This is a genomic window from Streptomyces sp. NPDC033270 (genome assembly GCF_055576575.1).
Genome location: NZ_JBVIRA010000005.1, coordinates 80,265 through 105,858, shown reverse-complemented (window position 1 = coordinate 105,858; position 25,594 = coordinate 80,265). Strand labels below are relative to the sequence as shown.

Annotated in this window: 27 protein-coding genes; 9 read left to right on the top strand and 18 right to left on the bottom strand. The window is 71.9% G+C overall.

All coding sequences use genetic code 11. The features are described from left to right. Positions 1 to 4 precede the first annotated feature (4 nt). The 5 genes from ACZ5XZ_RS10405 to ACZ5XZ_RS10385 all read right to left on the bottom strand — a co-directional run bounded on the left by ACZ5XZ_RS10405 (position 5) and on the right by ACZ5XZ_RS10385 (position 3,833). Complete coding sequence (locus ACZ5XZ_RS10405; protein ID WP_468976201.1) at positions 5 to 481, bottom strand: hypothetical protein; 477 nt, start codon at positions 479 to 481, stop codon at positions 5 to 7. Positions 482 to 591: 110 nt separating this feature from the next. Then, the gene (locus tag ACZ5XZ_RS10400) at positions 592 to 2,268 is read right to left on the bottom strand and encodes an alpha/beta hydrolase (protein WP_468976199.1); all 1,677 of its coding nucleotides are present in this window, start codon (positions 2,266 to 2,268) and stop codon (positions 592 to 594) included. A gap of 6 nt (positions 2,269 to 2,274) precedes the next feature. After that, positions 2,275 to 2,640: a type VII secretion target gene (locus ACZ5XZ_RS10395; RefSeq protein WP_468976197.1), complete on the bottom strand. Its 366-nt coding sequence runs from the start codon at positions 2,638 to 2,640 to the stop codon at positions 2,275 to 2,277. A gap of 153 nt (positions 2,641 to 2,793) precedes the next feature. Continuing rightward, the gene (locus ACZ5XZ_RS10390; RefSeq protein WP_468976195.1) at positions 2,794 to 3,015 is read right to left on the bottom strand and encodes a DUF397 domain-containing protein; all 222 of its coding nucleotides are present in this window, start codon (positions 3,013 to 3,015) and stop codon (positions 2,794 to 2,796) included. Continuing rightward, the gene (locus tag ACZ5XZ_RS10385) at positions 3,012 to 3,833 is read right to left on the bottom strand and encodes a helix-turn-helix domain-containing protein (protein ID WP_468976192.1); all 822 of its coding nucleotides are present in this window, start codon (positions 3,831 to 3,833) and stop codon (positions 3,012 to 3,014) included. The genes ACZ5XZ_RS10390 and ACZ5XZ_RS10385 overlap by 4 nt, the downstream gene beginning before the upstream one ends. A 130-nt stretch (positions 3,834 to 3,963) precedes the next feature. Between ACZ5XZ_RS10385 and ACZ5XZ_RS10380 the strand changes: the two genes are divergently transcribed. Beyond that, positions 3,964 to 4,191: a hypothetical protein gene (locus ACZ5XZ_RS10380; protein ID WP_468976190.1), complete on the top strand. Its 228-nt coding sequence runs from the start codon at positions 3,964 to 3,966 to the stop codon at positions 4,189 to 4,191. A gap of 138 nt (positions 4,192 to 4,329) precedes the next feature. Here the strand turns inward: ACZ5XZ_RS10380 and ACZ5XZ_RS10375 are convergent, their stop codons facing one another. Next, positions 4,330 to 5,130 carry a cobalt-precorrin-6A reductase gene (locus ACZ5XZ_RS10375; protein ID WP_468976188.1) on the bottom strand — a complete coding sequence of 267 codons (801 nt, stop codon included), beginning with the start codon at positions 5,128 to 5,130 and terminating at the stop codon, positions 4,330 to 4,332. 17 nt (positions 5,131 to 5,147) lie between these two features. Here ACZ5XZ_RS10375 and ACZ5XZ_RS10370 point away from each other — a divergent pair, with 17 nt between their 5' ends. Continuing rightward, entirely contained in the window at positions 5,148 to 6,368 is a 1,221-nt protein-coding gene (locus tag ACZ5XZ_RS10370; RefSeq protein ID WP_468976185.1) for a cobalt-precorrin-5B (C(1))-methyltransferase, read from the top strand. Between the two features lie 99 nt (positions 6,369 to 6,467). Here ACZ5XZ_RS10370 and ACZ5XZ_RS10365 read toward each other — a convergent pair whose 3' ends face one another. The 3 genes from ACZ5XZ_RS10365 to cbiT all read right to left on the bottom strand — a co-directional run bounded on the left by ACZ5XZ_RS10365 (position 6,468) and on the right by cbiT (position 9,193). After that, positions 6,468 to 6,839: a hypothetical protein gene (locus ACZ5XZ_RS10365; RefSeq protein ID WP_468976183.1), complete on the bottom strand. Its 372-nt coding sequence runs from the start codon at positions 6,837 to 6,839 to the stop codon at positions 6,468 to 6,470. Between the two features lie 115 nt (positions 6,840 to 6,954). After that, positions 6,955 to 7,716 (bottom strand): precorrin-4 C(11)-methyltransferase, encoded by a 762-nt coding sequence (cobM, locus tag ACZ5XZ_RS10360; RefSeq protein ID WP_384484691.1) that lies wholly within the window; start codon positions 7,714 to 7,716, stop codon positions 6,955 to 6,957. Between the two features lie 139 nt (positions 7,717 to 7,855). Next, complete coding sequence (gene cbiT, locus ACZ5XZ_RS10355) at positions 7,856 to 9,193, bottom strand: precorrin-6Y C5,15-methyltransferase (decarboxylating) subunit CbiT (RefSeq protein WP_468976181.1); 1,338 nt, start codon at positions 9,191 to 9,193, stop codon at positions 7,856 to 7,858. A 272-nt stretch (positions 9,194 to 9,465) separates the two neighbouring features. On the opposite strand from cbiT, the gene ACZ5XZ_RS10350 reads away from it, so the two are divergent. The 3 genes from ACZ5XZ_RS10350 (at position 9,466) to ACZ5XZ_RS10340 (ending at position 12,288) form a co-directional block, all read left to right on the top strand. Continuing rightward, the gene (locus ACZ5XZ_RS10350) at positions 9,466 to 10,491 is read left to right on the top strand and encodes a cation diffusion facilitator family transporter (RefSeq protein ID WP_468976178.1); all 1,026 of its coding nucleotides are present in this window, start codon (positions 9,466 to 9,468) and stop codon (positions 10,489 to 10,491) included. Between the two features lie 125 nt (positions 10,492 to 10,616). Then, a complete protein-coding gene (locus ACZ5XZ_RS10345; protein WP_468976176.1) occupies positions 10,617 to 11,225 on the top strand; it encodes a hypothetical protein in 609 nt (202 codons plus the stop codon). 112 nt (positions 11,226 to 11,337) lie between these two features. Continuing rightward, positions 11,338 to 12,288, top strand: coding sequence for a hypothetical protein (locus ACZ5XZ_RS10340; RefSeq protein WP_468976174.1), 951 nt, complete (start codon positions 11,338 to 11,340; stop codon positions 12,286 to 12,288). Between the two features lie 7 nt (positions 12,289 to 12,295). On the opposite strand, the gene ACZ5XZ_RS10335 is transcribed toward ACZ5XZ_RS10340, so the two are convergent. The 5 genes from ACZ5XZ_RS10335 to ACZ5XZ_RS10315 form a co-directional block, all read right to left on the bottom strand. Then, entirely contained in the window at positions 12,296 to 13,237 is a 942-nt protein-coding gene (locus ACZ5XZ_RS10335) for an NADP-dependent oxidoreductase (RefSeq protein ID WP_468976172.1), read from the bottom strand. A gap of 150 nt (positions 13,238 to 13,387) precedes the next feature. Beyond that, on the bottom strand, positions 13,388 to 14,632 hold the full coding sequence (locus ACZ5XZ_RS10330) for an ABC transporter permease (protein WP_468976169.1): 1,245 nt from the start codon (positions 14,630 to 14,632) through the stop codon (positions 13,388 to 13,390). Next, the gene (locus tag ACZ5XZ_RS10325; RefSeq protein WP_468976166.1) at positions 14,629 to 15,384 is read right to left on the bottom strand and encodes an ABC transporter ATP-binding protein; all 756 of its coding nucleotides are present in this window, start codon (positions 15,382 to 15,384) and stop codon (positions 14,629 to 14,631) included. The genes ACZ5XZ_RS10330 and ACZ5XZ_RS10325 overlap by 4 nt, the downstream gene beginning before the upstream one ends. Then, positions 15,381 to 16,508, bottom strand: a complete 1,128-nt coding sequence (locus tag ACZ5XZ_RS10320) for an efflux RND transporter periplasmic adaptor subunit (RefSeq protein WP_468976163.1) — start codon at positions 16,506 to 16,508, stop codon at positions 15,381 to 15,383. The genes ACZ5XZ_RS10325 and ACZ5XZ_RS10320 overlap by 4 nt, the downstream gene beginning before the upstream one ends. Beyond that, complete coding sequence (locus ACZ5XZ_RS10315) at positions 16,501 to 17,031, bottom strand: hypothetical protein (RefSeq protein WP_468976161.1); 531 nt, start codon at positions 17,029 to 17,031, stop codon at positions 16,501 to 16,503. Before ACZ5XZ_RS10315 ends, ACZ5XZ_RS10320 begins: the two co-directional genes overlap by 8 nt. A 188-nt stretch (positions 17,032 to 17,219) precedes the next feature. On the opposite strand from ACZ5XZ_RS10315, the gene ACZ5XZ_RS10310 reads away from it, so the two are divergent. The 3 genes from ACZ5XZ_RS10310 (at position 17,220) to ACZ5XZ_RS10300 (ending at position 20,370) form a co-directional block, all read left to right on the top strand. Next, entirely contained in the window at positions 17,220 to 17,897 is a 678-nt protein-coding gene (locus ACZ5XZ_RS10310; protein WP_468976159.1) for a response regulator transcription factor, read from the top strand. Further along, positions 17,894 to 19,138: a sensor histidine kinase gene (locus ACZ5XZ_RS10305; RefSeq protein ID WP_468976157.1), complete on the top strand. Its 1,245-nt coding sequence runs from the start codon at positions 17,894 to 17,896 to the stop codon at positions 19,136 to 19,138. Before ACZ5XZ_RS10310 ends, ACZ5XZ_RS10305 begins: the two co-directional genes overlap by 4 nt. 74 nt (positions 19,139 to 19,212) lie before the next feature. Beyond that, positions 19,213 to 20,370 carry an ABC transporter ATP-binding protein gene (locus ACZ5XZ_RS10300; protein ID WP_468976154.1) on the top strand — a complete coding sequence of 386 codons (1,158 nt, stop codon included), beginning with the start codon at positions 19,213 to 19,215 and terminating at the stop codon, positions 20,368 to 20,370. A 155-nt stretch (positions 20,371 to 20,525) separates the two neighbouring features. On the opposite strand, the gene ACZ5XZ_RS10295 is transcribed toward ACZ5XZ_RS10300, so the two are convergent. From ACZ5XZ_RS10295 to ACZ5XZ_RS10285, 3 genes are read right to left on the bottom strand one after another with little or no spacing between them, the layout of a single operon-like run. Continuing rightward, a complete protein-coding gene (locus ACZ5XZ_RS10295) occupies positions 20,526 to 21,485 on the bottom strand; it encodes an ABC transporter substrate-binding protein (RefSeq protein WP_468976152.1) in 960 nt (319 codons plus the stop codon). Continuing rightward, positions 21,482 to 22,156: an ABC transporter permease gene (locus tag ACZ5XZ_RS10290; RefSeq protein WP_468976150.1), complete on the bottom strand. Its 675-nt coding sequence runs from the start codon at positions 22,154 to 22,156 to the stop codon at positions 21,482 to 21,484. Before ACZ5XZ_RS10290 ends, ACZ5XZ_RS10295 begins: the two co-directional genes overlap by 4 nt. Then, a complete protein-coding gene (locus tag ACZ5XZ_RS10285) occupies positions 22,153 to 22,902 on the bottom strand; it encodes an ABC transporter permease (protein ID WP_468976147.1) in 750 nt (249 codons plus the stop codon). The genes ACZ5XZ_RS10290 and ACZ5XZ_RS10285 overlap by 4 nt, the downstream gene beginning before the upstream one ends. 278 nt (positions 22,903 to 23,180) lie before the next feature. Here ACZ5XZ_RS10285 and ACZ5XZ_RS10280 point away from each other — a divergent pair, with 278 nt between their 5' ends. After that, complete coding sequence (locus ACZ5XZ_RS10280; protein WP_468976145.1) at positions 23,181 to 24,008, top strand: polysaccharide deacetylase family protein; 828 nt, start codon at positions 23,181 to 23,183, stop codon at positions 24,006 to 24,008. A gap of 178 nt (positions 24,009 to 24,186) precedes the next feature. Here ACZ5XZ_RS10280 and ACZ5XZ_RS10275 read toward each other — a convergent pair whose 3' ends face one another. Continuing rightward, positions 24,187 to 25,476 (bottom strand): alpha/beta hydrolase, encoded by a 1,290-nt coding sequence (locus tag ACZ5XZ_RS10275; protein ID WP_468976143.1) that lies wholly within the window; start codon positions 25,474 to 25,476, stop codon positions 24,187 to 24,189. Between the last annotated feature and the right edge of the window lie 118 nt (positions 25,477 to 25,594).

The following is a 25,594-nucleotide window of genomic DNA, read 5'->3' as shown; positions in this document are numbered from 1 at the left end:
GACGTCACTTGGACCAGTAGGGGTCACGCACGTCCGGCGCATAGTCCGGTCCGCCATTGGGCGCCTTGGGAAACTTGTCGCCTTCTTCTCCCCAAATGTCACCACTGACCGCGTCAGATGAGACATCAACACTGGCGCTGACGGAAATGTTGCCGTAGCCACCCACGCTGAAATTAATAACGCAACCATCTGAGGCCGTAGCGGAAAACGTAGGCCTTCGGGTATTCATTTCACCTATCTCATACCCAGTCGCCCACCAGTGCTTGTAGACGGCCTTGATCAGCTCGGTAAGCTTCGATTTTGACACCTTGGTGCGCACATAGCGTTTCCGGCCAACACCCACTTCACCATTCGCCGTATTCGTGAAGGAATTCCTGTGCGCCGATATGTGGGCAGGACCCTCGCGCCATTTGATCCTGGGGCGTATGGCCTTAAAGGTGTCGTCCAGAACAGAGTCGATCCGCTTGACTGCCTGTTTCACGTTGGCTCGATCGTGGTCATCCCCCCGGAAGGCCGAACAGCCACCAAGACAACCGGACACAAGCATCACACTAGCCGCCACCCGGAGGATTTCCCATCGCCTCATCGCCGTCATCGCCTCCCTTGATGGGTAACCTGTTCCGGGTGTCCGGCCACAATCGCACCCATATTATTCAGGGAGTCGCCACCCTTTTCACCGTCAAAGTAATTAGAATGAGATCCCGCAATGTTCCCGTCTGCGACTCCGAATCGCTGACCACCAAACTCCTTGCTAGCTGGATCCTGACCGAAATGCAGCTCGTGCGGATCCATGAGATGCGCAATTGTGGCGCCGGGGCCGAGTTCGTACGGTGATGGAGCATGAGTAACCGGGTCATTCTCTGCCGCACCCACCCACACGTGGTCTGCGCCCACGCCAAGCTGCTCAGCCTTCTGGGCTCCGGTGCCGGGGCTGCCCACAAGGACGATGTCGTCCGCAGGGATTCCGCCCTCACGCTGGGCAGCCTGCCCCACCGTGAACGAGCCATAGCTGTGCCCAATGGCCGTCACATGCGGCCGTTCACCTTGATGGGTGGCCTGGATGCCATCGAGGAACTGCCCGAAGGCTGCCCCGCCCTTCTCGCCCCGCTCCCGGTCCGCAACCGAAAGGTCAGTCTCAGAGAGCCTGTCCGGCCCCCCTTGCGGAGCGTCATATCCAAGCCAGACAATTGAGGCTGTTTTCTGACGCCTGTCAGCATACTGCGCCGAATCCCATACATTCTTGGCGCGATCCCCGTCTTCATGCCCAACATCCTTGAGCTGAGTGTTGAGCCCAGGCACGTACGCCGCGACGTTGTCCGCCGTATCGGGATTTCCATACGACAGAATTGCCCTCCCCTGCCCCTCCGGCCCGATGCCGAGCAGAAGCGGTTCCGGCTCCTTCCCGGTGTCGCGCTCCAGGCGGGCCCTGATCATCTCGAAGCCCTGACGTTGCCGCTGAACAGTCGGTGACACAGGTGTCCCCGGCGGATACATGGCGATCAATCGGTCGAGGTTGACGCGATTCGCCTTGTCGCGGGTCTTCGCCGGGATTCCGTCGAGGTTACCTATGACGCTCGGGTTCAGCGCCATCTGCTCCTCCTGCTCCTCCTTGCTCAGTCCGTTCCACCAGTCCCGGACCTTTTTCGGGTCGGTGCCCTTCGCAGGAGCTGAGTCGAGTCCGACGGCCACTCCGGCAATCTTGGAAATGCCCGAGGCATCCCGCTGTGACTCCAGGCCGTTCACGGAGAGCCCTCGACCAACCCTCAGTTGCGCCAGAGCGACGCGGTAACGCGCGTCTATCTCCATGGCGCCGCGCAGCGCATCAAAGATGTACGCCTCAAGGGACTGCCGCTCCTGCTCCTTCGCCGGCATTCCCGCGTCGGGGTCTCCGGTAGGTATGTCGCCCTCGTCGGCGTACATGACCTCACCGGTCGGGGCCACCTTGTAGCCCTTGCTGGTGGCTTCGTCCATCGCATGCTGGAGCGCCTTCTGCTGCGCCCGGAGTTCGGTGATGGCCCCGTCCAGGGTCGTCTGGATCAGTGCACATTCCTCGCCACCGAACTGAAAGTTGTCGCTGAGCCTCAGCATGCGCTTCTGAGCGGAAGTCGCTGATTCCCCCGACCAGGAATTTCCCAACGGCCGACGCATGTGGGTGTCCACGCGGTCGGTGTAGCCGCCGAGCCGATGGGCGATCTGCGCCCACTCGTCCTTGGCACTCTCCAAAGCGGAAAAACGGAGGTTCTGCAGGTCTCGCACGGTCAGACTCATCAGGCATCACCCAAAGGGGCTGTCGTGGCGGGCAGCGCTCTGCATCGCCGGGCGGACGGAAACAGAGCTCGCGGCAGCAGGCCGAGTGAACGCGTTGGCGGTTTCTTCGTCGTTCTTCTCGTAGTTGTCCGCAGAGGACCGGAGCGAGCGGGCTACCTCGCCGCTCTCTTTCCGGACATCGTTGAGGCGTTCATGCCAAGATTGGTGCGTTCTCAGCAGCTCTACAGCGAATTCAAAGCCCCCTGTCTGCCCCGGCACGCCCTGATGATGCGCGTTCAAACTACTCAGGGCAGTTCCGACGCCGGCTTGCATCTCTTCGCCATGGACGGCTGCCGCGCGTAGCGCAGACGGGTCGACGTTGGTGGTCGACATGATTCCCCCGGTTCCCCGTTTTCTTCGGCCTTCTGGACCCAGCACCGGGGAGGGCCACACACCAGCGCCCCCAGGGCTGGACGACCTGTCACCATACGTGATGGCTTCGGGGGATCCCTTGCCGCAATGGCGCGCGATCCAGCCAACCTGTGTCTAGTTCGAAGTCGGCCCGATACGGCCGCTCTTCACGGTGCGTATGAACGCCGACCAGGCACCGGTCGGAATGAGCAGCACCGGACCGGCGGGGTTCTTGCTGTCGCGGACGGGGATGGTGGTGGCCAGCCCGTCCGCTACCTCGACACAGTTGTCGTCTCCGCCGTCGCTGTAGCTGCTCTTGCGCCATGTCGCACCAGTCAGGTCGGGCGTCGTCTTCATGGCCTGCTCTCCTCTACCAACTGCCTGATCAGCGACAATGAGTTACGGGGCGTCAGCGCCGCATCCCGCAGGTGATCGTAAGACAGTCGGTAACGCTGCACTTCTTCCGGATCCTCGATCAGTTCGCCCGACCCGTTGCCTTCCAGGTAGGCAACAGCACTGTCATCCGCCATCCACAGGAGCGCGAGCGGGCTGCCCGACAATCGTTGTACCCCAGCAGAGAACGGAAGCACCTGAATCGTGATAGCCGACGCTTCGGCGACATCCGCGATTCGAGCCAGCTGGGCATGCCAGACCTCGGCATCGAGCACCTGACGCCGTAGAACCGACTCGTCGAGGATGAACCGCACGCTGGGCGATGGGGTGCGGCGCAACAGTTCCTGCCTGCCCAAACGGGCCGCAACGTTCTCATCCAGCTCGTCAGGGCTTATGGGCGTCGGCCCCATCGACAACGCGAGCCGGGCGAAGGCTTCGGTCTGCAGCAGGCCAGGAACGATCAATGAGTACTTGTGGATGATCGTGGCCTTGGCCTCGTACCGCATGAACGCCCGATACCTGTCCTTGAACGCATCCAGCCGCGCCAACCTCCACAGCCGCACCAGCAGCTCACCCGTCCCGTACACCCGGTCCAGCGCCTCCATGACCGGCAGTTTGGAGAGGCGTTCGCCGGTCTCCAGGCGGTGGAGGTACGTGCGGTCATAGTTGGTCTCCTCGGCCAGTTGGGCCAGCGACCTGCCGGACGCCTCCCGTAACCGGCGGAGTTCGCAGGCGAGGACCCAGCGTGCGGAATCCTCGGTCTCGGAATTCTTTTCGACCATCTTCGAGTCCCTTGTTGCCCTTTCCCGCGACAACGCCGACCCCCTTTCGCGAGTGGCGTAGGAGCGACAACTCTAGGGCCGTACAAGGCAATTGACAGACCAGCCAGGACTCGAACGGAGAAGAGAAGGAATGGGAAATGTGGAGCGTGGCTCGGCCACCGAGCTGATCAAGGACGCCGAGCTGGCCCGGGACGAGTTGCGCACTGCGCTGAAAAGGGCAGGGATCACGCTGCCGTCGCTGTCGCTCGACGGGGTTTCGCTGGCCGGGGACTTTCCGCGGCCGCTGGTGCATCTGGGGCGATGTACGCCCGAACTCGCCCGGCGGATCGCCGAGGCGCTGGGAAAGGGCGCGCCATGAAAGGTGAGGGCGAGGAGGGAGCGGAATCCTGGCCGCCATACGACACGAATATGGCGGATGAACGGGAGGCGGCGTCCGACGGTGTCGCTCAGCGCCGCCGCATGGAATTGCAGGAGCGCGTCCGGGAAGCGAATCGGTTCAGTTCGGTGTGCCGGCCTCGTTGAGGTCGGGGAGGTCGGGGAAAAGGCTTCGCAGCCAGGTGGCCGCGCCTTCTGGGTCCGGCACCTCCGGTACGCCTTGGGGGGTCGGAGGGCGGCGGACGAGGACGACGGGGATGCCGGCCTCGCGGGCGGCCGTCAGCTTCGGGGCCGTTGCTGCGGCGCCGCTGTCCTTGGTCACCAGGACGTCGATGCGGTGGGTGCGCAGCAGTTCGCGCTCGCCTTCCAGGGTGAAGGGGCCCCGGTCGAGCAGCACCGCCATACGGGGCGGGTGCGGGGGCTCGGGCGGGTCGACGGAGCGGACCAGGAACCACGGGTCGGTGAGGTGGGCGAAGGAGGACAGGCCCATGCGGCCGGTGGTGAGGAAGACGCGGGTGCCGAGGGCGGGGAGGGCGGCGGCCGCGTCCGCCAGGGAGGTGACCTGGTGCCAGGTGTCGCCGGGTCCGGGTACCCAGCCGGGGCGGCGGAGGGCCAGCAGGGGAACATGGGCGGTGACCGCGGCCAGGGCCGCGTGGTGACTGATCGTGCCGGCGAAAGGATGGGTGGCGTCGATGAGCGCGTCCACCGCGTGCTCGCGCAGCCAGCGGGCGAGGCCTTCGGGGCCGCCGAACCCGCCGATGCGGACCTCCCCGGCGGGCAGCCGGGGCGCGGCGACCCGGCCCGCGAGCGAGGTCGTCACGCGCAGGGCCGACTGCGGTGCCAGGGTGGCGGCCAGGCGGCGGGCCTCCGTCGTACCGCCGAGGATCAGTACGTGGCGTGGCGGGCGGGCTGCGTCGGGCATGGGATGTGGGTTCCTCCGTGGCTGAAGAGCAAACGAAGGGTACGGGAGGCGGGCCGCGGGGTGCGGGCCCGGGCGAGGGCACGGCCGCGGGCGGGCGCAGCGCGCAGCTCGCCCATACCGGGCTGCGGCACGGCTGGACGACCGGGGCGTGTGCGACGGCGGCGAGCACGGCCGCGTACACGGCGCTGCTGAGCGGCGAGTTCCCCGACCCGGTGACGATCACCTTGCCGAAGGGGCAGACGCCGTCCTTCGCGCTGGCGGTGGAGGAGCTGGACGCCGGTGGCGGCAGCGCGCTGGCGGGTGTGGTGAAGGATGCGGGCGACGATCCGGATGTGACGCACGGTGCGCTGATCAGGGCCAGGGTGCGGGCCCTGCCGGCCGGGTCGGGGGTGCGCTTCAAGGCCGGTCCGGGGGTCGGGACGGTGACCCGGCCGGGGCTGCCCCTGGACGTCGGGGAGCCGGCGATCAACCCCGTGCCCCGGCAGATGATGCGGGAGCACCTGGCGGAGGTGGCGCGGCGGCACGGCGGTGCGGGGGCGGCGGCCGACGTCGAGGTGGAGGTGTCGGTCGACCACGGTGAGGAGATCGCGCGCAGCACCTGGAATCCGCGGCTGGGCATTCTGGGCGGGCTGTCGATCCTGGGGACCACCGGGATCGTGGTGCCGTACTCCTGCTCGGCGTGGATCGACTCCATCCGGCGCGGGGTGGACGTGGCGCGTGCGGCGGGGCGGACGCATGTGGCCGGGTGCACGGGGTCGACGTCGGAGAAGGTCGCCGTCGCGCTGCACCGCCTCCCCGAGGACGCGCTGCTGGACATGGGGGACTTCGCGGGCGCGGTGCTGAAGTACCTCCGGCGCCATCCGGTGGACCGGCTCACCATCTGCGGCGGGTTCGCCAAGCTGTCCAAACTGGCGGCGGGGCACCTGGATCTGCACTCGGCGCGGTCGCAGGTGGACAAGCAGTTCCTCGCGGAGCTGGCCCGGCGGGGCGGGGCGGACGCGGCGCTGGCGGCGGCGGTGGCCGAGGCCAACACGGGGCTGGCAGCGTTGCAGTTGTGCGCGGCGGCCGGCGTTCCGCTGGGGGATCTGGTGGCGACGGTGGCGCGCGACGAGGCGCTGGCCGTGCTGCGGGGCGCGCCGGTCGCGGTCGATGTGATCTGCATCGACCGGGCGGGGATGGTGGTGGGGCAGGCGGCGCCGCGGGGGCCGGGGGACGGCGGCGGCGGCGGGCGAGGGTGATCCGTGGGCCGGTGAGGGCTTCCCCTCTCCCCTCACCGGCCGTTCCGGTCTCGGACGCTCTCGGCTCCGCCTACCGGCCGTTCCCTGGGCGCCGGTTCGTCATCTGCGGTACTCGGCGGTCCTGGCCTGCCCCTCCTTCGAGAAGGGCGGGTAGTTCACGCCGAGCCGCTCGTGCACGCAGGAGTTGTCCAGTCCGGTCAGCGAACCCAGCGCCGTCCCGAGGGCGCAGGCGGTCAGCCGCAGCGGGCTGTCGCTCAGCTCGGGATGCTCCTCGCGGCCGTCGTGCCGCTTGCCGTGGTGCTTGCGCTCCGGGTCGTCGTGCACCACGCGCGCCTGGTCGCCCGCCGGCGCGGCGGCGGCCTTCGGGCGGGTGTGGCTGGTGGTGTCGTCGGCGCCGGCGGAGGTGGTGGTGCCGAAGAGGGTCAGCAGGGCTGCGGCGGCCACCGATCCGGCGGCCAGTCTGGTGCGCATCGTGGCGTACTCCTTTGACTCGGGTAACGCGGGTTCCCGTAGGTGTGCACCGTCTCCCTACCGGCATCCGGAGGGCGGATAACGGATATTCACCCCGATGCGGTCATATGATCAGTCAGACGCCGCAGGGCCCGTGCGGCCGCTCCCGGTCCGCCGAGTACAGGTGGCTGTCGCGGAACTGCTCGGCGCCCAGTGTGCGGCCGACCATGATGACGGCCGTACGGACCACGCCCGCGGCCTTCACCTGCTCGGCGATGTCGGACAGCGTGCCCCGCAGGACGAGTTCGTCGGGCCGGGAGGCCATGGCGACGACGGCGGCCGGGCAGTCGGCGCCGTAGTGCGGCAGGAGCTCGGCGACGACCCGGTCGACGTACATCGCGGCCAGGTGCAGCACCAGCAGCGCGCCGCTGCGGCCCAGGGTGGCCAGGTCCTCGCCCTCGGGCATGGGGGTGGCGCGCTGGGCGACGCGGGTGAGGATGACGGTCTGGCCGACGGTGGGCACGGTCAGTTCGCGCTTGAGGGCGGCGGCCGCGGCGGCGAACGCGGGGACGCCGGGCACCACGTCGTAGGGCACTCCGGCCGCGTCCAGCCGGCGCATCTGCTCGGCGACCGCGCTGAAGACGGACGGGTCGCCGGAGTGCAGCCGGGCGACGTCGTGGCCCTCCTCATGGGCGCGGACCATCTCGGCGGTGATGGTGTCGAGGTCCAGCTGCGCGGTGTCCACGAGCCGGGCGCCGGGCGGGCACTCGGCGAGCAGCTCCCGCGGCACCAGGCTGCCGGCGTAGAGGCAGACCTGGCAGGAGGCGAGCGTACGGGCGCCGCGCACGGTGATCAGGTCGGCGGCGCCGGGACCCGCGCCGATGAAGTGGACGGTCATGGTGGGTGGACTCCTGGGGAGGACGGGCACAGAGCGGACGGAGTGCGGACGGAACGGGGCCAGGGTGGGGCGGCGGCCGGGTCGGGGTGGTGGGCCGCGGGGCTCGGCCGCCGGCCCTACGTCAGCCGCGCCGGAGGCATCACGGCTGCTGCACCGCCGCGGGTTTGACGGCCGCCCACTGCGTGACCGGCATCGCCTGCCGCCAGCCCGTGAAGCCGCCGACCGGCACCGCGTGGGAGACCGCGAGGCGGATCAGGTCGCCGCCGTGCCGCCGGTACCACTCGGTGAGCAGCGCCTCGGACTCCAGCGTCACGGTGTTCGCGACGATCCGGCCGCCCGGGGGCAGCGCCTCCCAGCAGGCGGCCAGCAGCCCGGGGGCGGTCAGGCCACCGCCGACGAACACCGCGTCCGGCGCCGGCAGGCCCGCCAGCGCGGCGGGCGCGGCGCCGTGCACGACGCGCAGCGCCGGTACGCCGAGCGCGCCCGCGTTGCGGCCGATCCGCTCGGCCCGTACCGGGTCGCGCTCGACGCTGACGGCGCGGCAGCCGCGGTGCGCCCGCAGCCATTCGATGGCGATGGAGCCGGAGCCGCCGCCGATGTCCCACAGCAGTTCGCCGGGGGCGGGGGCCAGCGCGGCGAGCGTGGCGGCGCGGACCTGGCGCTTGGTCAGCTGGCCGTCGTGTTCGTAGGCGGTGTCGGGCAGGCCGGGCACGGTGGCCAGGGCCGGGGTGCCGGGCTCGCGAACGCAGTCCAGGGCGATGACGTTGAGCGGGTCGGTGGGCGGCGCGTCCCAGTCGGCGGCCACCCCCTCCACCATCCGTTCGCGCTCGCCGCCGAGTTGCTCCAGTACGCGCATCCGGGTCGGGCCGAACCCGCGGGCCCGCAGCAGGGCGGCGACCTCGGCGGGGGTGCCGGCGCCGGCGGACAGCACCAGCAGGCGGTGGCCGTCGTACAGCGCGCGGGCCAGGTTGTCGGTGGGCCGTCCGACGAGCGTGACGACCTCGGTGTCCTCGACCGGCCAGCCGAGGCGTGCGCAGGCGTGGGAGACCGCGGAGGGGTGCGGCAGGACGCGGAGCCGGGGCCGCGTGGCGGGCGGGCGGTGGCCGCCGGGCGCGACCGCGCCGCCCGCCTCCTGCGCCTCCTGCTCCTCCTGCGCTTCCTGGTCCGCCAGTACCTCGGTCAGCGTCCGCCCGATCCCGTAGAACATCGGGTCGCCGCTGGCCAGCACGCACACCCGGCGCCCGGCATGCGCGGCGAGCAGCCCCGGGACGGCGGGGCGCAGCGGCGAGGGCCACGGGACGCGCTCGCCCGGGACGTGCGCGGGCAGCAGCGCCAGCTGGCGGGCGCCGCCGATCAGCACCTCGGCCGTGCGCAGGGCCTCCTGGGAGGCGGCGGGCAGTCCGTCCCAGCCGTCGGCTCCGATGCCGACGACGCAGAGGGGTTCAGGAGCGGCCGGGGCGGGTGGTGCGGGGCTCACTGCCGATTACCTCTTACCTCGGATGGGGTCGGTGGCGGGAGCCGAACTCTACTGACCGGTCGGGTGGGGCCGGCGACCGGGGACGGCCCCGCGGCCCTGGCGACCGGACAGTCGGCCTCCGTTTGCGCACTGCGGCGCCGGCCTCTTCGCACCGCTCTGACCAGGCACGATCCGCCGTTCGACGGTAATGACAACGGTCACCGGTGCAGCCTTTGGATCTTTCGCCGAAGTGCGGTTTGCTTCGCAATCAGGAGCCAGGAAGGAGCGCGCCCATGACCGAGCACGCCCACAGCCACGGGCACGGCCACCACCACAGCCACGGGGTCTCGCCGGACGCCGACCGGCGCTGGCTGCGCGCCGCACTCGTCCTGCTCACCGCGTACATGGCGGTCGAGGTCGTCATCGGCGTGCTGGCGCAGTCGCTGGCGCTGATCTCCGACGCCGCCCACATGCTCACCGACGCGGTCTCGATCGTGCTGGCGCTGATCGCGATGCGGCTGTCCGCGCGGCCGGCCCGCGGCGGCTACACCTACGGGCTCAAGCGCGCCGAGATCCTCTCCGCGCAGGCCAACGGCATCACCTTGCTGCTGCTGTCGGTCTGGCTGGCCTACGAGGCGGTCCAGCGGCTGATCTCGCCGCCCGACGTGACCGGCGGGCTGGTGCTGGTCACCGCGCTGTCCGGGATCGTGGTGAACCTGATCTGCGCCTGGCTGCTGTCCCGGGCCAACCGCTCGAGCCTGAACGTCGAGGGCGCCTACCAGCACATCCTCACCGACCTGTTCGGGTTCGTGGCCACCGCCGTCTCCGGCCTGGTCGTGCTGCTGACGGGCTTCGCCCAGGCCGACGCGATCGCCACGCTGGTGGTCGTCGCGCTGATGCTGCGGGCCGGTACGGGGCTGGTGCGGGAGTCCGGACGGATCTTCATGGAGGCCGCGCCGGCCGGGATCGACCCGGACGCGCTGGGCGACCACCTGGTCGCCGAGGACCAGGTCGTCGAGGTCCACGATCTGCACATCTGGCTGATCACCTCCGGGCATCCCGCGCTCTCGGCGCACATCCTGGTGGCCCCGGGCGGCGACTGCCACAAGGTCCGCCGGAACCTTCAGGAACTGCTGAGCGCGGAGTACGGCATCACCCACGCCACGCTCCAGGTCGACCACGTCGGCGAGCAGGGCGACGCCGACGAGGTGCTGACGCTGGGGCCGCGCCCCGGTCCCGGCGCCGCCCCGGAGCCCGCCGCCGACCACTGCGAGAACGCGCACGGCCCGGTGCACCGGCCGGGACCGCATCGGCACTGAGCGCCGGGCCGCCGGGCGGTGCCGGCCCGCCGCCCCTCGGCCGGGCGCCGCCCCTCGGGTGAACCCGGCCCGGGTAAGGGGCCGCGTGCCGCCGGTGGCGGGCGCCGCGGTGCTCGGATGACGGCATGAGAACCGCCGTTGTCTGCGCGCTGCTGTGCGCCGCCACCGCCCCCGGCCTGATCGCCGCCGTACCCGCCCCGCAGGCACCGCCCCCCGTCTCGGTGTCGATCGCGGTGACCGACGGCGCCGGCGACACCGAGACCGGCAGACGGCTCGAATACCGCGTCACCGTGCACAACCTGGGCGCCGACCAGGTCCACGGGGCCCGGGTCGAACAGCGGATGCCGGCCACCACGACCTCCGCCACCGCACCCGCCGGCACCGTCCAGGGCCACGGGACGGGCCGCCAGAAGGTCACCTGGCGCGCCGATCTGCCCGCGCACGACGTCCAGGTCTTCACCGCCACCGCCGTACTCGGCGACCGCCCGGACCGCACCACCACCGCCGCCCCCGGCACCCTGCGCGCCGCCGCCACGGCCTGCGTCTACGTGGGCGGCTCCTACGCGCCGGTGGCCTGCTCGGGCGATCTCGACGACCTGCCGCAGACGGGCCCGGCGGGCGACGGCAACGACGGCTGGGGATGGTGGGCGGTGGCCGCCGCGGCCGCGGCGCTGCTGGTGCCCGGGGTGGTGCGCACGGTGCGCCGGCGGCGGGCGGCGACGGCCCCGCGCTGAGCCCGGTCCCCGCGCCGGGTCACCCATTGGCACCGGCCCCGCTCGCGAGCGACAGCCCTACGGACTTGCCTGGAAGGTGGCCGTACGGCAGGGCTCACGGGAGGACGAGGCGATGTCAGCGAGGGGCCCGGCGTCGGCGCGGGGCCTGGCCGGCGGGGTGCTGCTGCTGATCGGTGCGCTCCTGCTGCCGCTCGGGCTGGCCGCCACCTGGGCACGCGCCGAACTGACCGAGACCGACAGCTATGTGGAGACGGTGGCGCCGCTGGCCGGCGACGCGGCCGTACAGCAGGCCGTCGTCGACGACGTGACGGACGGGGTGATGGCGCGCATCCAGCTCGACGGTCTGCTGAAGGGGCTGCTCAGAGCCGTACCGCGCGCGGAACGTCCGGCCGTGCGCCGCCACTTCACCCACGGCATCCGGGAATCCGTCGCCAAACAGGTACGCCAGGTCGTCACCGGCAGCGGATTCCCCGCCATGTGGAACGGGGTGCACCGGACCGCCCACCGGTCCCTGGACGGCACCCTGGCCGCCCCCGGCAACTCGGCGGTCACCCTCGACCTCACACCTGTCCTGGAACGGGTCAAACGCCAGCTGTCCGACAACGGCTCCGGCATGGGGGTGGACTTCGTCCGCCGGGTGCCGCGCTCCGGCGTGGAGGTGGTGCTGCTGGAGGCCGCGTACGTACCCCGGGTCCGGGCCGTCTACGACGTCGTCCAGCACGGGGCGCTGCTGCTGCCGCCGGCCGCGGCGCTGTGCCTGGCGGGCGGGCTGCTGCTGGCGCGGCGCCGGCGGCGGGCGCTGATCTGCGCCGGGGCGGGCTGCGCGGCGGCCGCCGCCCTGTTGGCCGTGGCGCTCGCGCTGGTCCGCGGCCGCACCCTGGACGCGCTGCCCGCCATGGTCTCCCGGCCCGCCGCGGACGCGTACGCCGATGCGCTGATCGGGCCGCTGCGGACCGGCGTCTGGCTGGTCGTCGGCGCGGGAACGCTGACCGCGGTGCTGGCCGCGGCGGGGCCGCCGGCGGTCCGGGCCTGGGGCGCCCGGCGCGGCGTCGGCCCCGGCTGAGGGCCGGTCAGATCGCCAGGACCGTCTTGCCCTGCGCCCGGCCGGTGCGGCTGGCCGCCAGCGCCTCCGGGGCCTCTTCCAGGGAGACCTCGCGGCCCACGAGGACGGTCAGGCGGCCCGCGTCGACATGGCCGGCGAGGATCTCCAGGAGCTGCGGGGAGGGCCGGTTGACGAAGTTGAAGCCGCGCAGGTTGTGCTCGGTCAGCTCGTCGGCGTCCGCCGAGCCGATCAGCGAGACGGCCGTGCCCCCGTCGCGCACGGTCCGGGTCAGCTCGCCGAACTCCGCGGGGCCACTGATCATGTCGATCAGCACGTCCACCCCGTCCGGATGCGCCGCCAGGACCTGGTCGGCGAGCGGGCCGGCGGTGTGGTCGACGGTCTCCGCCGCGCCCAGGTTCCGCATCAGCTCCGCCATGGCCGGGCGGGCGGTGGCGATCACCTCGGCGCCGCGGCCGGCCGCGAGCTGGGTGGCGAAGGTGCCGACGCCGCCGGTCGCGCCCACGATCAGCACGCGCTTGCCGTCGGCGATCCGGGTCTCCTCGACGAGGTTGTACGCGGTCATACCGGCCGTCGGCAGCGCCGCGGAGGTCGCGTAGGTGACGCTGCGGGCGGCGTGCGCGATGCGCTCCTCGTCGGCGATGGCCAGTTCGCAGTACGACCCCCCGCCCTGCTCCGGGCGCTGGAACTGGCCGAACACCGCGTCGCCGACGGTGAACCGCCGTACGCCGGTGCCGATCGCGAGCACCTCGCCCGCCCCGTCCGTCCCCAGGACCAGGGGGAAGGAGGCCGGGACGGCGTCCCCGAACATCCCGTCGGCGAGCTTCCAGTCGATGGGGTTGAGTCCGGCGGCGGACAGCCGCACCAGGACCTCACCGGGCCCTGGATCGGGCTGCGGCAGCTCCATGAGCTGCGGCTGTTCTCCGAATGCGCTGACTGCTACGGCTCTCATCGTGGCGTTCCCTTCCACCCTTCCGACCGGTGGCCGAAGTGGATCGTAAGCACGCCGGTGCGGCCGGATGCGGCAGGAGCAGAGGCGGTGCGGCGGAAGCAACTCGTACGGCCCCCCGGGGCGGGCGGAAAGTCGCTCCCGCCCCGGGCCCTAGACCGCCTGCAGCGCGAGCGTCGGTGACAGCCGTGCCGCCCGTACCGCCGGGTAGAGGCCCGCGACCGTGCCGATCACCAGCGTCGCGCCGAAGCCGCCGCCGACCGCCCAGGCGGGGACCACCCAGGGCATCTGGCCCGACGCCGCGAAGACGTAGGTGGCGGCGGAGCCCAGGACGATGCCGGCGAGGCCGCCCAGGCCCGACAGCAGCAGCGACTCGGTGACGAACTGGAGCCGGATCTGACCGCGGGTGGCGCCCATGGAGCGGCGCAGCCCGATCTCGTGACGGCGTTCCAGCACCGAAATGATCATGGTGTTGGCGACGCCGACACCGCCGACGAGCAGCGCCACACCACCCAGTCCGAGCAGCAGGTCGGTGAACGCGCCCTCGGTGGCCGCCCTGGCCTGGAGAGCCGACGACGGGTCGGTGACCTCGATGTTGCGCGGGTTCTCGGGATCGACGGTCTGCGCGATGAGGTCGCGTACGTCGTGCACGGACGCGTCGGTGGAGCGCTCGTAGACCGAGGTGGGGTGGCCGTCGAAGGAGAGCAGCTCGGTCGCGGCCGCCCAGCCGACGAGGGCGGAGCGCTCGATCTCGGGGGCCAGCGGCAGCGGGTCGAGGATGCCGAGGACGGTGAAGTAGCGGCCCCCTATGTAGACCTGCTGGGAGGGGTGGGTGACGCCGAGCCGCTGGGCGGCGACATGGCCGAGGACGACGGCCGGGTAGCGGCCGTTGGCGGCGTTGAGCCAGGTGCCGGACGCCATGGTGCCGCGCAGCGTGCCGAGCAGCCCCTCGTCGGCGGCCTTGACGGTGATGCCGCCGGTCTCCTCCTCGGGGACCTTCTCGGTACGCCGTACCGAGGAGCTCAGATCGCCGGTGGCGCCGACCCGCTCGACGCCCGCGATCCGCCCCACCATCCCGGGCGCGCGCTTGGGCAGCTTCACCTCCTCGCCGAACATGCCCTGGCCGGGCGTGGCGACCAGCATGTTCGTCCCCAACGCGTCCAGTTTCGCCAGGAGCTGGGCCTTGCTGGAGGCGGAGATGCCGACCACCGCGATCATCGTGGCGATGCCGATGGCGATACCGAGGGCGGAGAGCACCACCCGCAGGGGGCGGGTACGCAGCCCGGCCGAGCCGACGTGCAGGACGTCGCGCGGTCCCAGGGCGGCGGGGGAGAGCCGGCCGGGCCCGGTGCCCCGTCGCGCGGCTCGTGCGCCGGATCGTCCGGGCGCCCGGCTCATCGGGTCACGCTCCGCGCCCGGGCCGGAGTGCCCCGCTCGTCGGCGACCACCCGGCCGTCGCGGATCCGTACCTGCCGGGGCAGGCCCGCGGCGATCTCGCTGTCGTGGGTGATGACGGCGATGGTGGCGCCCTCCTCGTTGAGATCGTGCAGCAGCCCGAGCACCGCCTCGCCGGAGGCGGAGTCCAGGGCGCCGGTGGGTTCGTCGGCCAGCAGCAGATCGGGTTCGCCCACCACCGCGCGGGCGATCGCCACCCGCTGCTTCTGCCCGCCCGACAGCTCGTGCGGGCGGTGCGTCATCCGGTCCGCGAGCCCCACCCGGGCCAGCGCGTCGGCCGCCCGCCGGCGGCGTACGGCGCGTGGCAGCCCGGAGTAGAGCAGCCCCTCGGCGACGTTGTCCCGGGCGCTGATGCCGGGCACCAGGTGGAAGGACTGGAAGACGAAGCCGATGTGCCGGCTGCGCAGTGCGGAGAGCCGGCGGTCGCCGAGCGTGGCGATGTCGTGTCCGGCGAGGGTGACCGTGCCGGCTGTGGGGCGGTCCAGGGTGCCGATGATGTGCAGCAGCGTGGACTTGCCGGAGCCGGACGGGCCGACGATGGCCAGCAGCTCGGCGCGCGCCACCCGCAGGTCCACCCCGCGCAGCGCGGCGACGCCGCCCGGGTACTCCTTGGTGACGCCGGCCAGTTCGACGACGCGGTCGGCGGACCCGTCCGGGCCGCGCAGGCCGTCGCGGGGTGCGGTGGTGAGGGTCATGCCTTCGGCACCCCGACCTTCATGCCCGGCTTCAGGCGGCCGCCGGTGATCTCGACCCGGCCCTGCCCGAACATGCCCAGCTTCACCGGCACGTCCCGCACCCGGCCGCCCTCGACGACCTGCACCCCGAAGCCGCCGCCGGGCAGCGCCAGCAGCGCGCCTACCGGCACCGTCAGGGCGTCCTTGCGCACCTCGCCGACGAGGTCGACGGTGACCGGCGACCGGTCGAAGGCGGTGCGGCCCCCGGAGTCGGTGAAGGTGACCCGGGCGGTGATCTTGGGGGTCTTGCTCTGCGGGTCGGTGCCCTCCTCGGTGACGGTCCGGTCGACGGAGTCGACCTTGCCCTCGGCGGTCCGGCCGTCCGGCAGGTTCACCGTCACCTTGGTACCGGGCCGGGCCAGATCGGCCTGGGCGACATCGAGCTTGACCTGGACCTCGCGGGTGGAGCCGGTGGCGGTCAGCACCGGGCGGCCGGGCGCGGCCGGATCGCCGACCGCCGCCTCCTTCTTGTTGATCCGCACCGCGCCCGGCTGGAAGGAGATCTGGTCCGGGCCGGTGGTGCCGGTCTGCTTCAGGCCGTGCGCCCGCTGCCAGCGCCTCACGGCGTCGGCGGTGCCCGCGGTGAACTCCTCGTCGACGGCGAGCTGGTCGCCGTACCCGAGGGCGCGCAGATTCTCCTTGAGCTGGCGGACGTCCCGGCCCTCGTCGCCCTGCTTGAGCTGCCGGTACATCGGCTTGGCGCCGTACATCAGCCGCACCTGGTGGCCGTCGACCTCGTAGAGCGCGCCGTCCCGCCGCACCGTGGAGCCGCCGGCCGGCAGCCAGGTCAGGGTGCCGGACGCACCGGCGTTGACCTTGCGCTCCTTGGCGTAGCCCAGGGTGCCGTCGACCTGGGTGCTGCTGCTGAGGTCCTGCCGCCGGACGGTGTCGGTGGCCGGCGGCAGGCCCTCGCCCGGCGCCCGGCGGCCGGTGTCCGCGCGACCGGTAACGGTCCCCAGGGCCGCGCCGCCGCCGGCCAGCAGCGCGGCGAGGACCAGCGCGGAGACGAGGTAGGTGGTGCGGCGGCCGCGGCGCGCGGGCCGCGTGGCACCGGCGGGGCGGCCGGCCGCTTCCGGCTCAGCCATTCTTGCCGCCGCACGCCGCGTTGGCCTTCTCGAACTTCTTCTGCTGGCTCGGGGGGATGCGCTGCGCCTGCTGCATTCCGTCGCCGCCGAACTTCGGGTCCGGCATGTTGAAGCCGTGCTGCCGCATACAGCGGGCGAACTTCAGCATCTTGTCCTTCTCGGCCTGGCTCGGGCCGTTCGCACCGGACTGCGGGCCGCCTTCCTGGCAGGCCTTGAAGGCCTTCTTCATCTTCTCCGGATCGCTCTTGTCGCCGCCGACGACCATGCTGCGCGGGTCCTGGCCCGGCTTGGGCTCCTGGACCTGTACGCCGTGCTCGCGCAGGCACTGGCGGTGCTTGTAGGCCGCGTCCGCCTCCTTGCCCTTGCCGCTCGCGTCGGAGCCGCCCTTGTCCTTCGCCCCGCCGCCGTCGCCGCTGTCGCCGCCGGAGCAGGCCGTGGCGAGCAGGGCCAGGCCGGCCATCAGCCCCGCCGCCAGGGACGTACGCCGCTGGCCGGCTGAGGGACGCGTACTGCGCTGCCGCATGGTGTTCCTCCTGGATTCCTCGGCACACGGGAGGTGCCCGATGCGGCAGAGGCTGGCAGCGGGCCGCCTTTCGTTTCTCTAACCGCTCGGCGGCGCCCGGCTCCAGCGTGGTGAATTCCCTGGTCCGGGGCGTCGCGGCGAAAGAGGTTTACGTCGAGGAAAGGCGGCCCTCGGGTACACATGACCGCATGCGTGTTCTGGTGGTGGAGGACGAGGAGTTCCTCGCGGACATGATCGCCGCGGGCTTGCGCCGCGACGCGCTCGCGGTGGACATCGCTCATGACGGCCGCGAGGCGCTGGCCAAGCTGCGGCTCGGCGCGTACGACGTGCTCGTCCTGGACCGTGATCTGCCCGGGCTGCACGGCGACGAGGTGTGCCGGCACGTCGTGGAGCAGGGGCTGCTGACGCGGGTGCTGATGCTCACCGCGTCCGGCACGGTCCACGACCGGGTGGCCGGTCTCGGGCTGGGCGCCGACGACTATCTGACCAAGCCGTTCGCGTACGAGGAGTTGCTCGCCCGGGTCCTGGCGCTGGGCCGGCGGGCCCGGCCCGCCCTGCCGCCGGTCATCGAACGGGCCGGCGTCACCGTCGACACCGCGCGTCGGCTGGCGGTGCGCGACGGCCGTCCGCTGGCCCTGTCGCGCAAGGAGTTCGGGGTGCTGGAGGTCCTGCTGCGCGCCCAGGGCGCGGTGGTCAGCGGCGACGACCTGATCGAGGAGGTGTGGGAGGAGCACACCAGCTACCGCACCAACGCCGTCCGCGTCACGCTCAGCAAACTGCGCGCCAAGCTCGGCGAGCCGCCGGTGATCGAGACCGTGCCCGGCGCCGGATACCGGATGAGCGACGGGCCGGGCGAGCGACGGTGAAACGTGCCTGGCTGCCCGGCAGCGAACGGGTCCGGCTCACCGCGCTCTACGGCGGGCTGCTGGTGCTGGCCGGCGCCATGCTCATCGGCCTGGTCTACGTCCTCGTACGGCAGGGCCTCTACTCCAGTCTGAGCACCGCCGTCACCACCGCCGCACCGCGCGGTCAGGGCCCGTACGCCACCGGGTCCGCACCTGCCCTCGGCCCGACCATCGCGCCCGCCGCCCCGCTGCCCGGCTACGAGCAGGCCCTGGGCGACGGCGGCCGCTACCGCGTCACCAGGGACATCACCGATGCCACCGAAGCGGCCGCGCTCGGGCGGCTGCTGACCGTGTCGCTGATCGCGCTGCTGGTCTTCGCGGTGATATCGGTGGCGCTGGCGTGGTGGATGGCCGGCCGGGTGCTGCGTCCGGTCGGCGTGATCACCCGCACCGCCCGCCGGCTGTCCGCCGCCAATCTGCACGAGCGGATCGCCCTGGACGCCCCGCCCGGGGAGCTCAAGCAACTCGCCGACACCTTCGACGGCATGCTCGACCGGATCGAGCATCTGGTCTCCGCCCAGCAGCGGTTCGCCGCCAACGCCGCCCATGAGCTGCGCACCCCGCTCGCCGTGCAGCGCGCCGCTGCCGAGATCGGCCTGGCCGACCCGGACCCGGCCAACGTACGGCGGATCCGCGGCAAGCTGATCGAGGTCGCCGAGGACAGTGAGCAGCTGATCGAGGGGCTGCTCCTGCTGTCCGTCTCCGACCAGGGCCTGCAGCGCCGCGAGCCGGTGGCCTTCGGGGAGCTCGCCGAGTCCGTCGCCGCCGAGTACGCCGAGGTCGCCTGGCGGCGCGGTCTGACCCTCGCCACCGACATCCGCCCCCACGCTCCGAAGGAGCAGGGCGGCCCCCCACCACCGACCGTCGACGGCGACCCCGTCCTGCTCGCGCATCTCGTGCGCAACCTGGTCGGCAACGCCGTGCGCCACAACCACCCCGACGGCCGGATCACCCTCAGCGTCCACGGCCGCACCCTGGAGATCAGCAACACCGGGCCGGCCGTGCCCGCCGCGTCCATCCCCTATCTCTTCGAGCCGTTCCGCCGCCTGGAGGAGCGCCGGCACGCGCCCGGGGAGGGCGCCGGGCTGGGCCTGTCGATCGTCGCCTCCATCGCCCGCGCACACGACGCCTCCGCGACCGCGCGCCCCAACCCAGGCGGCGGGCTGACGGTCCGTGTCACCTTTCCGCCGCGGGCGACCTGACGGCCCGTGGAGCGCTCCACACCCGATTGCCCGCATGACGGGACCCGTCACGGGTGGCGGGATTCAATGACTCAATGATCCGGTTCGAGTCCGTCACCAAGCGCTACCCCGACGGGACCACCGCCGTCGACGACCTCTCCTTCGAGGTCGGCGAGGGGGAGCTGGTGACCCTCGTCGGACCGTCCGGCTGCGGCAAGACGACGACCATGATGATGGTCAACCGGCTCATCGACCCCACACAGGGGAGGATCTACGTCGACGGTGCGGACATCGCCGGCGTCGACCCGGTCCGGCTGCGCCGCCGCATCGGCTATGTCATCCAGCAGACCGGCCTCTTCCCGCACCGCACGGTCCTCGACAACACGGCCACCGTGCCCGTTCTGACCGGCTGGAAGAAGGCGGCGGCCCGCGAGCGGGCGGCCGAACTGCTGGACCTGGTCGGACTGGACCCGGCCGTCTACGGCACGCGCTATCCCGAGCAGCTCTCCGGTGGTCAGCGCCAGCGCGTCGGCGTGGCCCGCGCGCTCGCCGCCGACCCGCCCGTGCTGCTGATGGACGAGCCCTTCGGCGCCGTCGACCCGGTCGTGCGCGACCGGCTCCAGAAGGAGTTCCTGCGGCTGCAGTCCACCCTCCACAAGACGGTGCTGCTCGTCACCCACGACATCGAGGAGGCCATCCGGCTCGGCGACCGGATCGCGGTCTACGGGGCCGGGCGCATCGAGCAGTACGACACCCCCGCGAGCGTCCTCGGCGCCCCGGCGACGCCGTACGTCGCCGAGTTCGTGGGCACCGACCGGGCGTTGAAGCAGCTCTCGGTGACCGGCATCGACCGCGGTGACCTCGAACGCCCGCCGTTCGCCCGGCTCGGCGAGCCGGCCGCGCAGGCGGCGGGACGGCTACGGGCCGAGGGGGCCCGCTGGGCGGTGGTCCTGGACGAGGACGGTGAACTGCACGGCTGGGTGGGCGCGGAGGAGCTGGCCGGTACCGCCGGCACGGTCGCCGGACACGCCCGCCGCATGGAGGCCTGGGTGCCGGTCACCGGCACCCTCAAGGCCGCCTTCAGCGAGATGCTCAAGCATGACGCCGGCTGGATCGCGGTCCTGGACGGCCGGCGCTTCCTGGGCGTCCTCACCCCGACCAAGCTCCATGAGGCGCTGCGCCGCACCATCGACTCGGACGAGCGGGGGGTGCCGCGGGAGCGGGCACGGGTGGACTCGGTGCCCACGGAGTGAGGGGAGGGGAGGCAGGTGCTGTCCGCGAGTCGTCCGGCGCGTGTTTCACGTGAAACGTCCACGGTGCTTGCCCGCGCGCCGTTTCACGTGAAACGGCGGCCCGCTCGCCGGTGCGGCGATGCGCGTGCGACACCGGGCCGCCCGCCGGAGGCGGCTCAGCTCTTCGGCAGCAGCCCCTTCGCCATGAGGTAGTTGCGCGCCACGTCCGCCGGGAGTCGCCGCCAGCTGTCCACCTGTTCGTTGAGGTGCGCCAGATCGCCGGTGGTCAGGACCGTGTTGAGGCGATGGAGCGCGGCGGCGGCGCGCGGGCCGCCCGCGCGGGCGCGGTTGACGACGGGGAGGACGTAGTCGGCGTTCTGCAGCTTCTTGTCGTCGGCGAGCAGCACCAGCCCGAACTGGTCGAGGGTGGCGTCCGTGCTGGTGGTCAGCACCAGCTGGTCCTGTCCGTTCTGCACGGCCTGCTTGGCGGGCGTGGTGCCGACCCCCTTCGGGTCGATGGCGGTGATGTCGATTCCGTACTTCTTCCGCAACCCCGGGGCGCAGAAGGGCCGTTGGACGCACTCGTCGCCCGCCGCGAGCCGCACCGGCAGCTTGGCGCGGCCCAGGTCGCTGAGGGTCTTGAGGTGGTGCTTGCGGGCGTATGCGGCGCTCACCGCGAAGGCGTTCTGGTCGACGGCCCGGCCGGGCGGGAGCACGGTCAGGCCACGGCGGGCGGCGAGCCGGCGCAGCACGGTCATGGTGATGCGGAGGTCGGGCGAGGCGACGGGGGCCGCCTTGGAGCCGTTGTCCTTGGCGTTGAGCCAGTCCGCGAAGGTCGCGGCGTACTCGGGGACGACATCGATCTGCCCGGCCTCCAGCGCGGGTTCGTACAGCTCGCGGTTGCCGACGGTCAGGACATGGGTCCGGTAGCCGGCGTGGTCGAGCAGCGCCGCATACATCCGGGCGAGCAGCTCGCTCTCGGTGAAGCCGGCCGAACCGATGGCCAGTTCGCTGCTGTCCCCGGGCGAGGCGGTGATCGCGGAGCGGGTCTCCAGGGAGGGGCCGGTGGCGCATCCGGTGAGCTGGACGACCGCCAGGACCGCGACGGCCGTGCGGACCGTGCCGGCGGCCCTCATCCGGCCCGCCCCCGCGCCCGCCCCGGCGCGAACCGCTCCACGAGCTCGAAGCCGGCCTCCATCAGCAGCGCGAACACCGCGACCAGCACCGCACCGGCGACCACCTGCGGGGTGCTGGCCAGGTTGAACCCCGCGGTGATGATCCGGCCCAGGCCCCCGCCGCCGACCAGCGCGGCGAGCGTGGCGGTGGCCACGAGCTGGACCGCGGCGATCCGGACGCCGGTCAGCACCAGCGGAAAGGCCAGCGGCACCTCCACCCGCCACACCAGCTGCGTCCCGGTCATCCCCATGCCCCGCGCGGCCCGCACCACGCTCCGGTCCACCTCACGCATCCCGACGTACGCGTTGGTCAGCAGCGGTGGGATGGCGAACAGCACCAGCGCGATGATCGTCGGCCACTGCCCGTGCCGCCCGAGGGGCGTGAGCAGCAGCAGGACGAGTACGGCGAAGGTCGGCACCGCGCGCCCGACGTTGGCGAGGTTGACCGCCAGCGCGCCGCCGCGTCCGAGGTGGCCGAGAGTCAGCGCGATCGGCAGCGCGATCAGGGCGCTGATGGCCAGGCAGGCGAAGGTGAGGACGAGGTGCTGTTCGAGGCGGTGCCAGACGCCGTTCTCACCGGACCAGTTGGCGCCGGCGGTCAGCCATGTCCAGACCTCGAAGAGGGTGTTCATGTCCGCCGCCCGGGAGCCGCGGCCGGCCGTCTGAGCCCCGCGCCGGCCCGGATCCGCACCCGCGCCCGCCGGCCGGCCCGCCGCCAGGGGGTGAGCAGCCGTTCCGCACCGAGCAGCAGCAGATCGAAGACGACCGCGATGATCACGCACAGCACGGACGCGGTGAGCACCTGCGCCTTGAAGAACCCGTTCATCCCGGCGTAGATGAGGTTGCCCAGCCCGCCGTAGCCGACAATCGCACCGACCGTGGTGAGGGCGACCGCCGAGACCGTGGCGATCCGCAGCCCGGCCATCGCGGCGGGTACGGCCAGCGGAAACTCCACGGTCAGCAGTTGGCGCAGCGGCCCGTACCCCATGCCGCGGGCGGCTTCCGTGGCCTCGGCGGGGACGCCGTTCAGCCCGGCCAGGATGTTCCGCACCAGCAGGGTGAGCGAGTAGAGGGCGAGGCCGACCACGACGAGGGTGGCGGAGAGCCCGTAGACCGGCAGCAGCAGCGAGAACATCGCCAGCGACGGGATCGTGTAGAGGACCGTGGTGATGCCGAGCACCGGCCCGGCCGTCCACCGCCGGCGGCGGGCCAGCACGGCCAGCGGGACCGCGATCACCAGTCCCAGCGCCACCGAGACCACCGTCAGCTGGATGTGCTGGACGACCGCGTCGAGCAGGATCTGCCGGCGGGTGCTCAGGTAGTCGCCGCAGATCCAGTCGTTACGGGCCAGGCAGTCGTCCGGCGGCGGTGCGGTCACGGTACGAGTCCACCCCGGCGGGGGCGGGGTGTCGCGGCGGACGCGTCCGATCGGGCTCCCGCTTCGCCCACCCCGCGCAGACCTGCACACCCGATGTAGACACCCCACGTATACACGCAGTGTGTACTACCTATGTATAGTTCCCCGGAGTCCATGGGACCGGTGCGACCGGTGGTCGGCGCGGCAGGGCACGCCCCTGTGCGCGCCGGCCTCGCCATGCCCGAAAGCGCAGGTCACGGACTCCTTGCCGACCGCCCCGCGCCCGAAGAGAGACCCGCATGCCGAAGCAGAAGTCCACGGCCCGCAGCCTGTCCACCGCCGGGCTGCTGGCCGCCACGTCCCTGGTCCTGGCCCTCAGCGGCTGCGCCACGTACGACGTCACCGCGCCGGCCGACGCCCGCGCCGAAGCCTCGGCGGCGGAGGGGAAGGCGACGGACGGGAAGGCGAGCGAGGGGAAGGGGAGCGACGGAAAGGCCACGGAGGCCGGCGGCGTCGACTGCGCCAAGGCCAAGTGCGTCGCGCTCACCTTCGACGCGGGCCCCAGCGAGAACACCGACCGCCTGCTGGACATCCTCAAGAAGGAGAAGGTGCACGCGACCTTCTTCATGCTCGGCAAGAACCATGTCGCCAAGCGCCCGGCCGAGGTGAAGCGGATCGACGCCGAGGGCCATGAGCTGGCCAACCACACCTGGTCGCACCAGATCCTGACCGAGATAGCGCCCGAGGAGGCGAAGCGGGAACTGTCCCGCCTCCAGGACGCGGTCCGCAAGATCACCGGCAAGACGCCCCGGCTGATGCGCCCGCCGCAGGGCAGGACCGACGGGGAGGTCTCCAAGATCAGCAAGGACCTCGGGCTGGCACAGGTTCTGTGGAGCGTGACCGCCAAGGACTACCAGACCAACGACTCGGCCCTGATCACCAAGCGGGTGCTCGAACAGACCGAGCGCGACGGCGTCATCCTGCTGCACGACATCTACCAGGGCACCGTGCCGGCCGTCCCGGGCATCCTCAAGGAACTGAAGAAGCGCGGCTACACGGTCGTCACGGTCTCCCAGCTGCTCTCCCCGGCGAAGCCCGAGCCGGGAATGGTCTACCGGCCGGAGTGACGGCGCCCACCGGCCCCCGACCGTCGGCGAGGCCACAAGCGGATACGCGCGAGCCCGGCCCACGCACAGGGGACGTGGGCCGGGCTCGTGAACATCCGGCGCTCGCGGGCGGCCTAGGAGGGTCTTCCCTTTAGCCGACCGCGTTCGGTTTCACGGAGTGCGGTTTTACGGAGTGCGGTCAGCCCTGCGGGCGCTCCGCCTCCACGCGGCGGCGGGCGCTCTCCTCGGACGTCGTCGGCGCCTGGCCCGGCGCACCGCCCTGCCCCGGCTTGGCCCCCTGCTTGCCCGGCGGGACGATGGCCTCGGTGTCCTGCGGGAACGTCAGCTGCTGGCTCTGCCACTCCAGGGCCGGTACGACCTCCCGCCGCCAGGTGGCGAACTGGTGGCTGCCCTGCGGCAGGATGATCGAGTCGACCGCCATCGGCGACTTGGCCGCATGGAGGAACTTCATGGTGGGGCCGTAGTTCGCCTCACCCTTGCGGCTGCTGGCGACCAGTGCGGAGACCTGCGGCGCGGGCAGGTTCTTCAGGCGCCACAGCAGATCGTGCTCGCGCTCCCGCTGGGCGCCCGCCGCGCCGGCGCCGAAGAGGCTGCCGGTGGTCAGGTCGTCCTTGATGGCGTAGTCCCCGGAGAGCGAGACCGCCGAGGTGTACACCTTCGGGTTGCGCATCGCCAGCTGCAGCGAGCAGGTACCACCGGACGAGTAGCCGAACGCGCCCCAGGCACTGGGGTCACGGCCCACCCGGTAGGCCGACTTCATGGCGTCCGGCAGGTCCTTGGTGAAGAACGTCTCGGCCTGCGGACCGCCCGGCACGTCCACGCACTCGGTGTCCCTCGGCGGCGCGATCGTCGGCCGCACCATCACGATCACCGTCGGCTGCATCTTGCCCTGGGCGATCAGCCGGCCCGCGTTCTGCGGCACCTGGAGGTGCTGCGCGAGGTTCATGATCCCGCCGGGGTAGCCGCTGATGACGACCATGACGGGGAACCGCTGCCGGCGGAACTGCTCCTGGAAGTACTGCGGCGGCAGGTAGATGAAGCCCGGGTTGATGGCCCGGGTGCGGCGCCCGACGATCCGTACGGACTCGACCTTGCCCACCTTGTCGGCGGGCCCCTTGGGCAGACCGGTCACCCGATCGAGACCCTGCGGGCCCGCCGGTTGGATCAGCCCGCCCTTGAGGTTGCCGACCGAGGCGTACTGCCCGCCGCCCTGGCTCACGGACACCGGCGCCTCTTCGTTGTTGCCCAGCAGCTCGTCCCAGTTGCCGTAGAACTCGAAGTTCGCATTCACGGCGAGGGCGAGCGCGCACACGATCGACACCTGGGTGACCACGATGGCGCCCAGCCTGCCCAGTACGGCGCGGAGCCCGCGCTTGGCCAGCCGGGGCCAGAGCCACACCGTGGCGGCCACGCAGGCCACCGCCAGCACGACCACCGTGTATTCGAGCGACTGACTGGTCAGCCCCATGCGCCCACATCTCCCGTCACCCTCGGAAGGGTTCTTGCCTTCTTATTGGCCGCCTAGGCACAACGGGCGGCTCAGGACAATGGTCACCGGAGGAGACGGGCACACCTGCGCATCGGAT

Excerpts from the sequence above, each read along its gene's own strand:
- ACZ5XZ_RS10400 (WP_468976199.1), bottom strand. The coding sequence starts at position 2,268 with ATGAGTCTGACCGTGCGAGACCTGCAGAACCTCCGTTTTTCCGCTTTG.
- ACZ5XZ_RS10395 (WP_468976197.1), bottom strand. The coding sequence starts at position 2,640 with ATGTCGACCACCAACGTCGACCCGTCTGCGCTACGCGCGGCAGCCGTC.
- ACZ5XZ_RS10390 (WP_468976195.1), bottom strand. The coding sequence starts at position 3,015 with ATGAAGACGACGCCCGACCTGACTGGTGCGACATGGCGCAAGAGCAGC.
- ACZ5XZ_RS10385 (WP_468976192.1), bottom strand. The coding sequence starts at position 3,833 with ATGGTCGAAAAGAATTCCGAGACCGAGGATTCCGCACGCTGGGTCCTC.
- ACZ5XZ_RS10380 (WP_468976190.1), top strand. The coding sequence starts at position 3,964 with ATGGGAAATGTGGAGCGTGGCTCGGCCACCGAGCTGATCAAGGACGCC.
- ACZ5XZ_RS10375 (WP_468976188.1), bottom strand. The coding sequence starts at position 5,130 with ATGCCCGACGCAGCCCGCCCGCCACGCCACGTACTGATCCTCGGCGGT.
- ACZ5XZ_RS10365 (WP_468976183.1), bottom strand. The coding sequence starts at position 6,839 with ATGCGCACCAGACTGGCCGCCGGATCGGTGGCCGCCGCAGCCCTGCTG.
- cobM (WP_384484691.1), bottom strand. The coding sequence starts at position 7,716 with ATGACCGTCCACTTCATCGGCGCGGGTCCCGGCGCCGCCGACCTGATC.
- ACZ5XZ_RS10350 (WP_468976178.1), top strand. The coding sequence starts at position 9,466 with ATGACCGAGCACGCCCACAGCCACGGGCACGGCCACCACCACAGCCAC.
- ACZ5XZ_RS10345 (WP_468976176.1), top strand. The coding sequence starts at position 10,617 with ATGAGAACCGCCGTTGTCTGCGCGCTGCTGTGCGCCGCCACCGCCCCC.
- ACZ5XZ_RS10340 (WP_468976174.1), top strand. The coding sequence starts at position 11,338 with ATGTCAGCGAGGGGCCCGGCGTCGGCGCGGGGCCTGGCCGGCGGGGTG.
- ACZ5XZ_RS10335 (WP_468976172.1), bottom strand. The coding sequence starts at position 13,237 with ATGAGAGCCGTAGCAGTCAGCGCATTCGGAGAACAGCCGCAGCTCATG.
- ACZ5XZ_RS10330 (WP_468976169.1), bottom strand. The coding sequence starts at position 14,632 with ATGAGCCGGGCGCCCGGACGATCCGGCGCACGAGCCGCGCGACGGGGC.
- ACZ5XZ_RS10325 (WP_468976166.1), bottom strand. The coding sequence starts at position 15,384 with ATGACCCTCACCACCGCACCCCGCGACGGCCTGCGCGGCCCGGACGGG.
- ACZ5XZ_RS10320 (WP_468976163.1), bottom strand. The coding sequence starts at position 16,508 with ATGGCTGAGCCGGAAGCGGCCGGCCGCCCCGCCGGTGCCACGCGGCCC.
- ACZ5XZ_RS10315 (WP_468976161.1), bottom strand. The coding sequence starts at position 17,031 with ATGCGGCAGCGCAGTACGCGTCCCTCAGCCGGCCAGCGGCGTACGTCC.
- ACZ5XZ_RS10310 (WP_468976159.1), top strand. The coding sequence starts at position 17,220 with ATGCGTGTTCTGGTGGTGGAGGACGAGGAGTTCCTCGCGGACATGATC.
- ACZ5XZ_RS10300 (WP_468976154.1), top strand. The coding sequence starts at position 19,213 with ATGATCCGGTTCGAGTCCGTCACCAAGCGCTACCCCGACGGGACCACC.
- ACZ5XZ_RS10295 (WP_468976152.1), bottom strand. The coding sequence starts at position 21,485 with ATGAGGGCCGCCGGCACGGTCCGCACGGCCGTCGCGGTCCTGGCGGTC.
- ACZ5XZ_RS10290 (WP_468976150.1), bottom strand. The coding sequence starts at position 22,156 with ATGAACACCCTCTTCGAGGTCTGGACATGGCTGACCGCCGGCGCCAAC.
- ACZ5XZ_RS10280 (WP_468976145.1), top strand. The coding sequence starts at position 23,181 with ATGCCGAAGCAGAAGTCCACGGCCCGCAGCCTGTCCACCGCCGGGCTG.
- ACZ5XZ_RS10275 (WP_468976143.1), bottom strand. The coding sequence starts at position 25,476 with ATGGGGCTGACCAGTCAGTCGCTCGAATACACGGTGGTCGTGCTGGCG.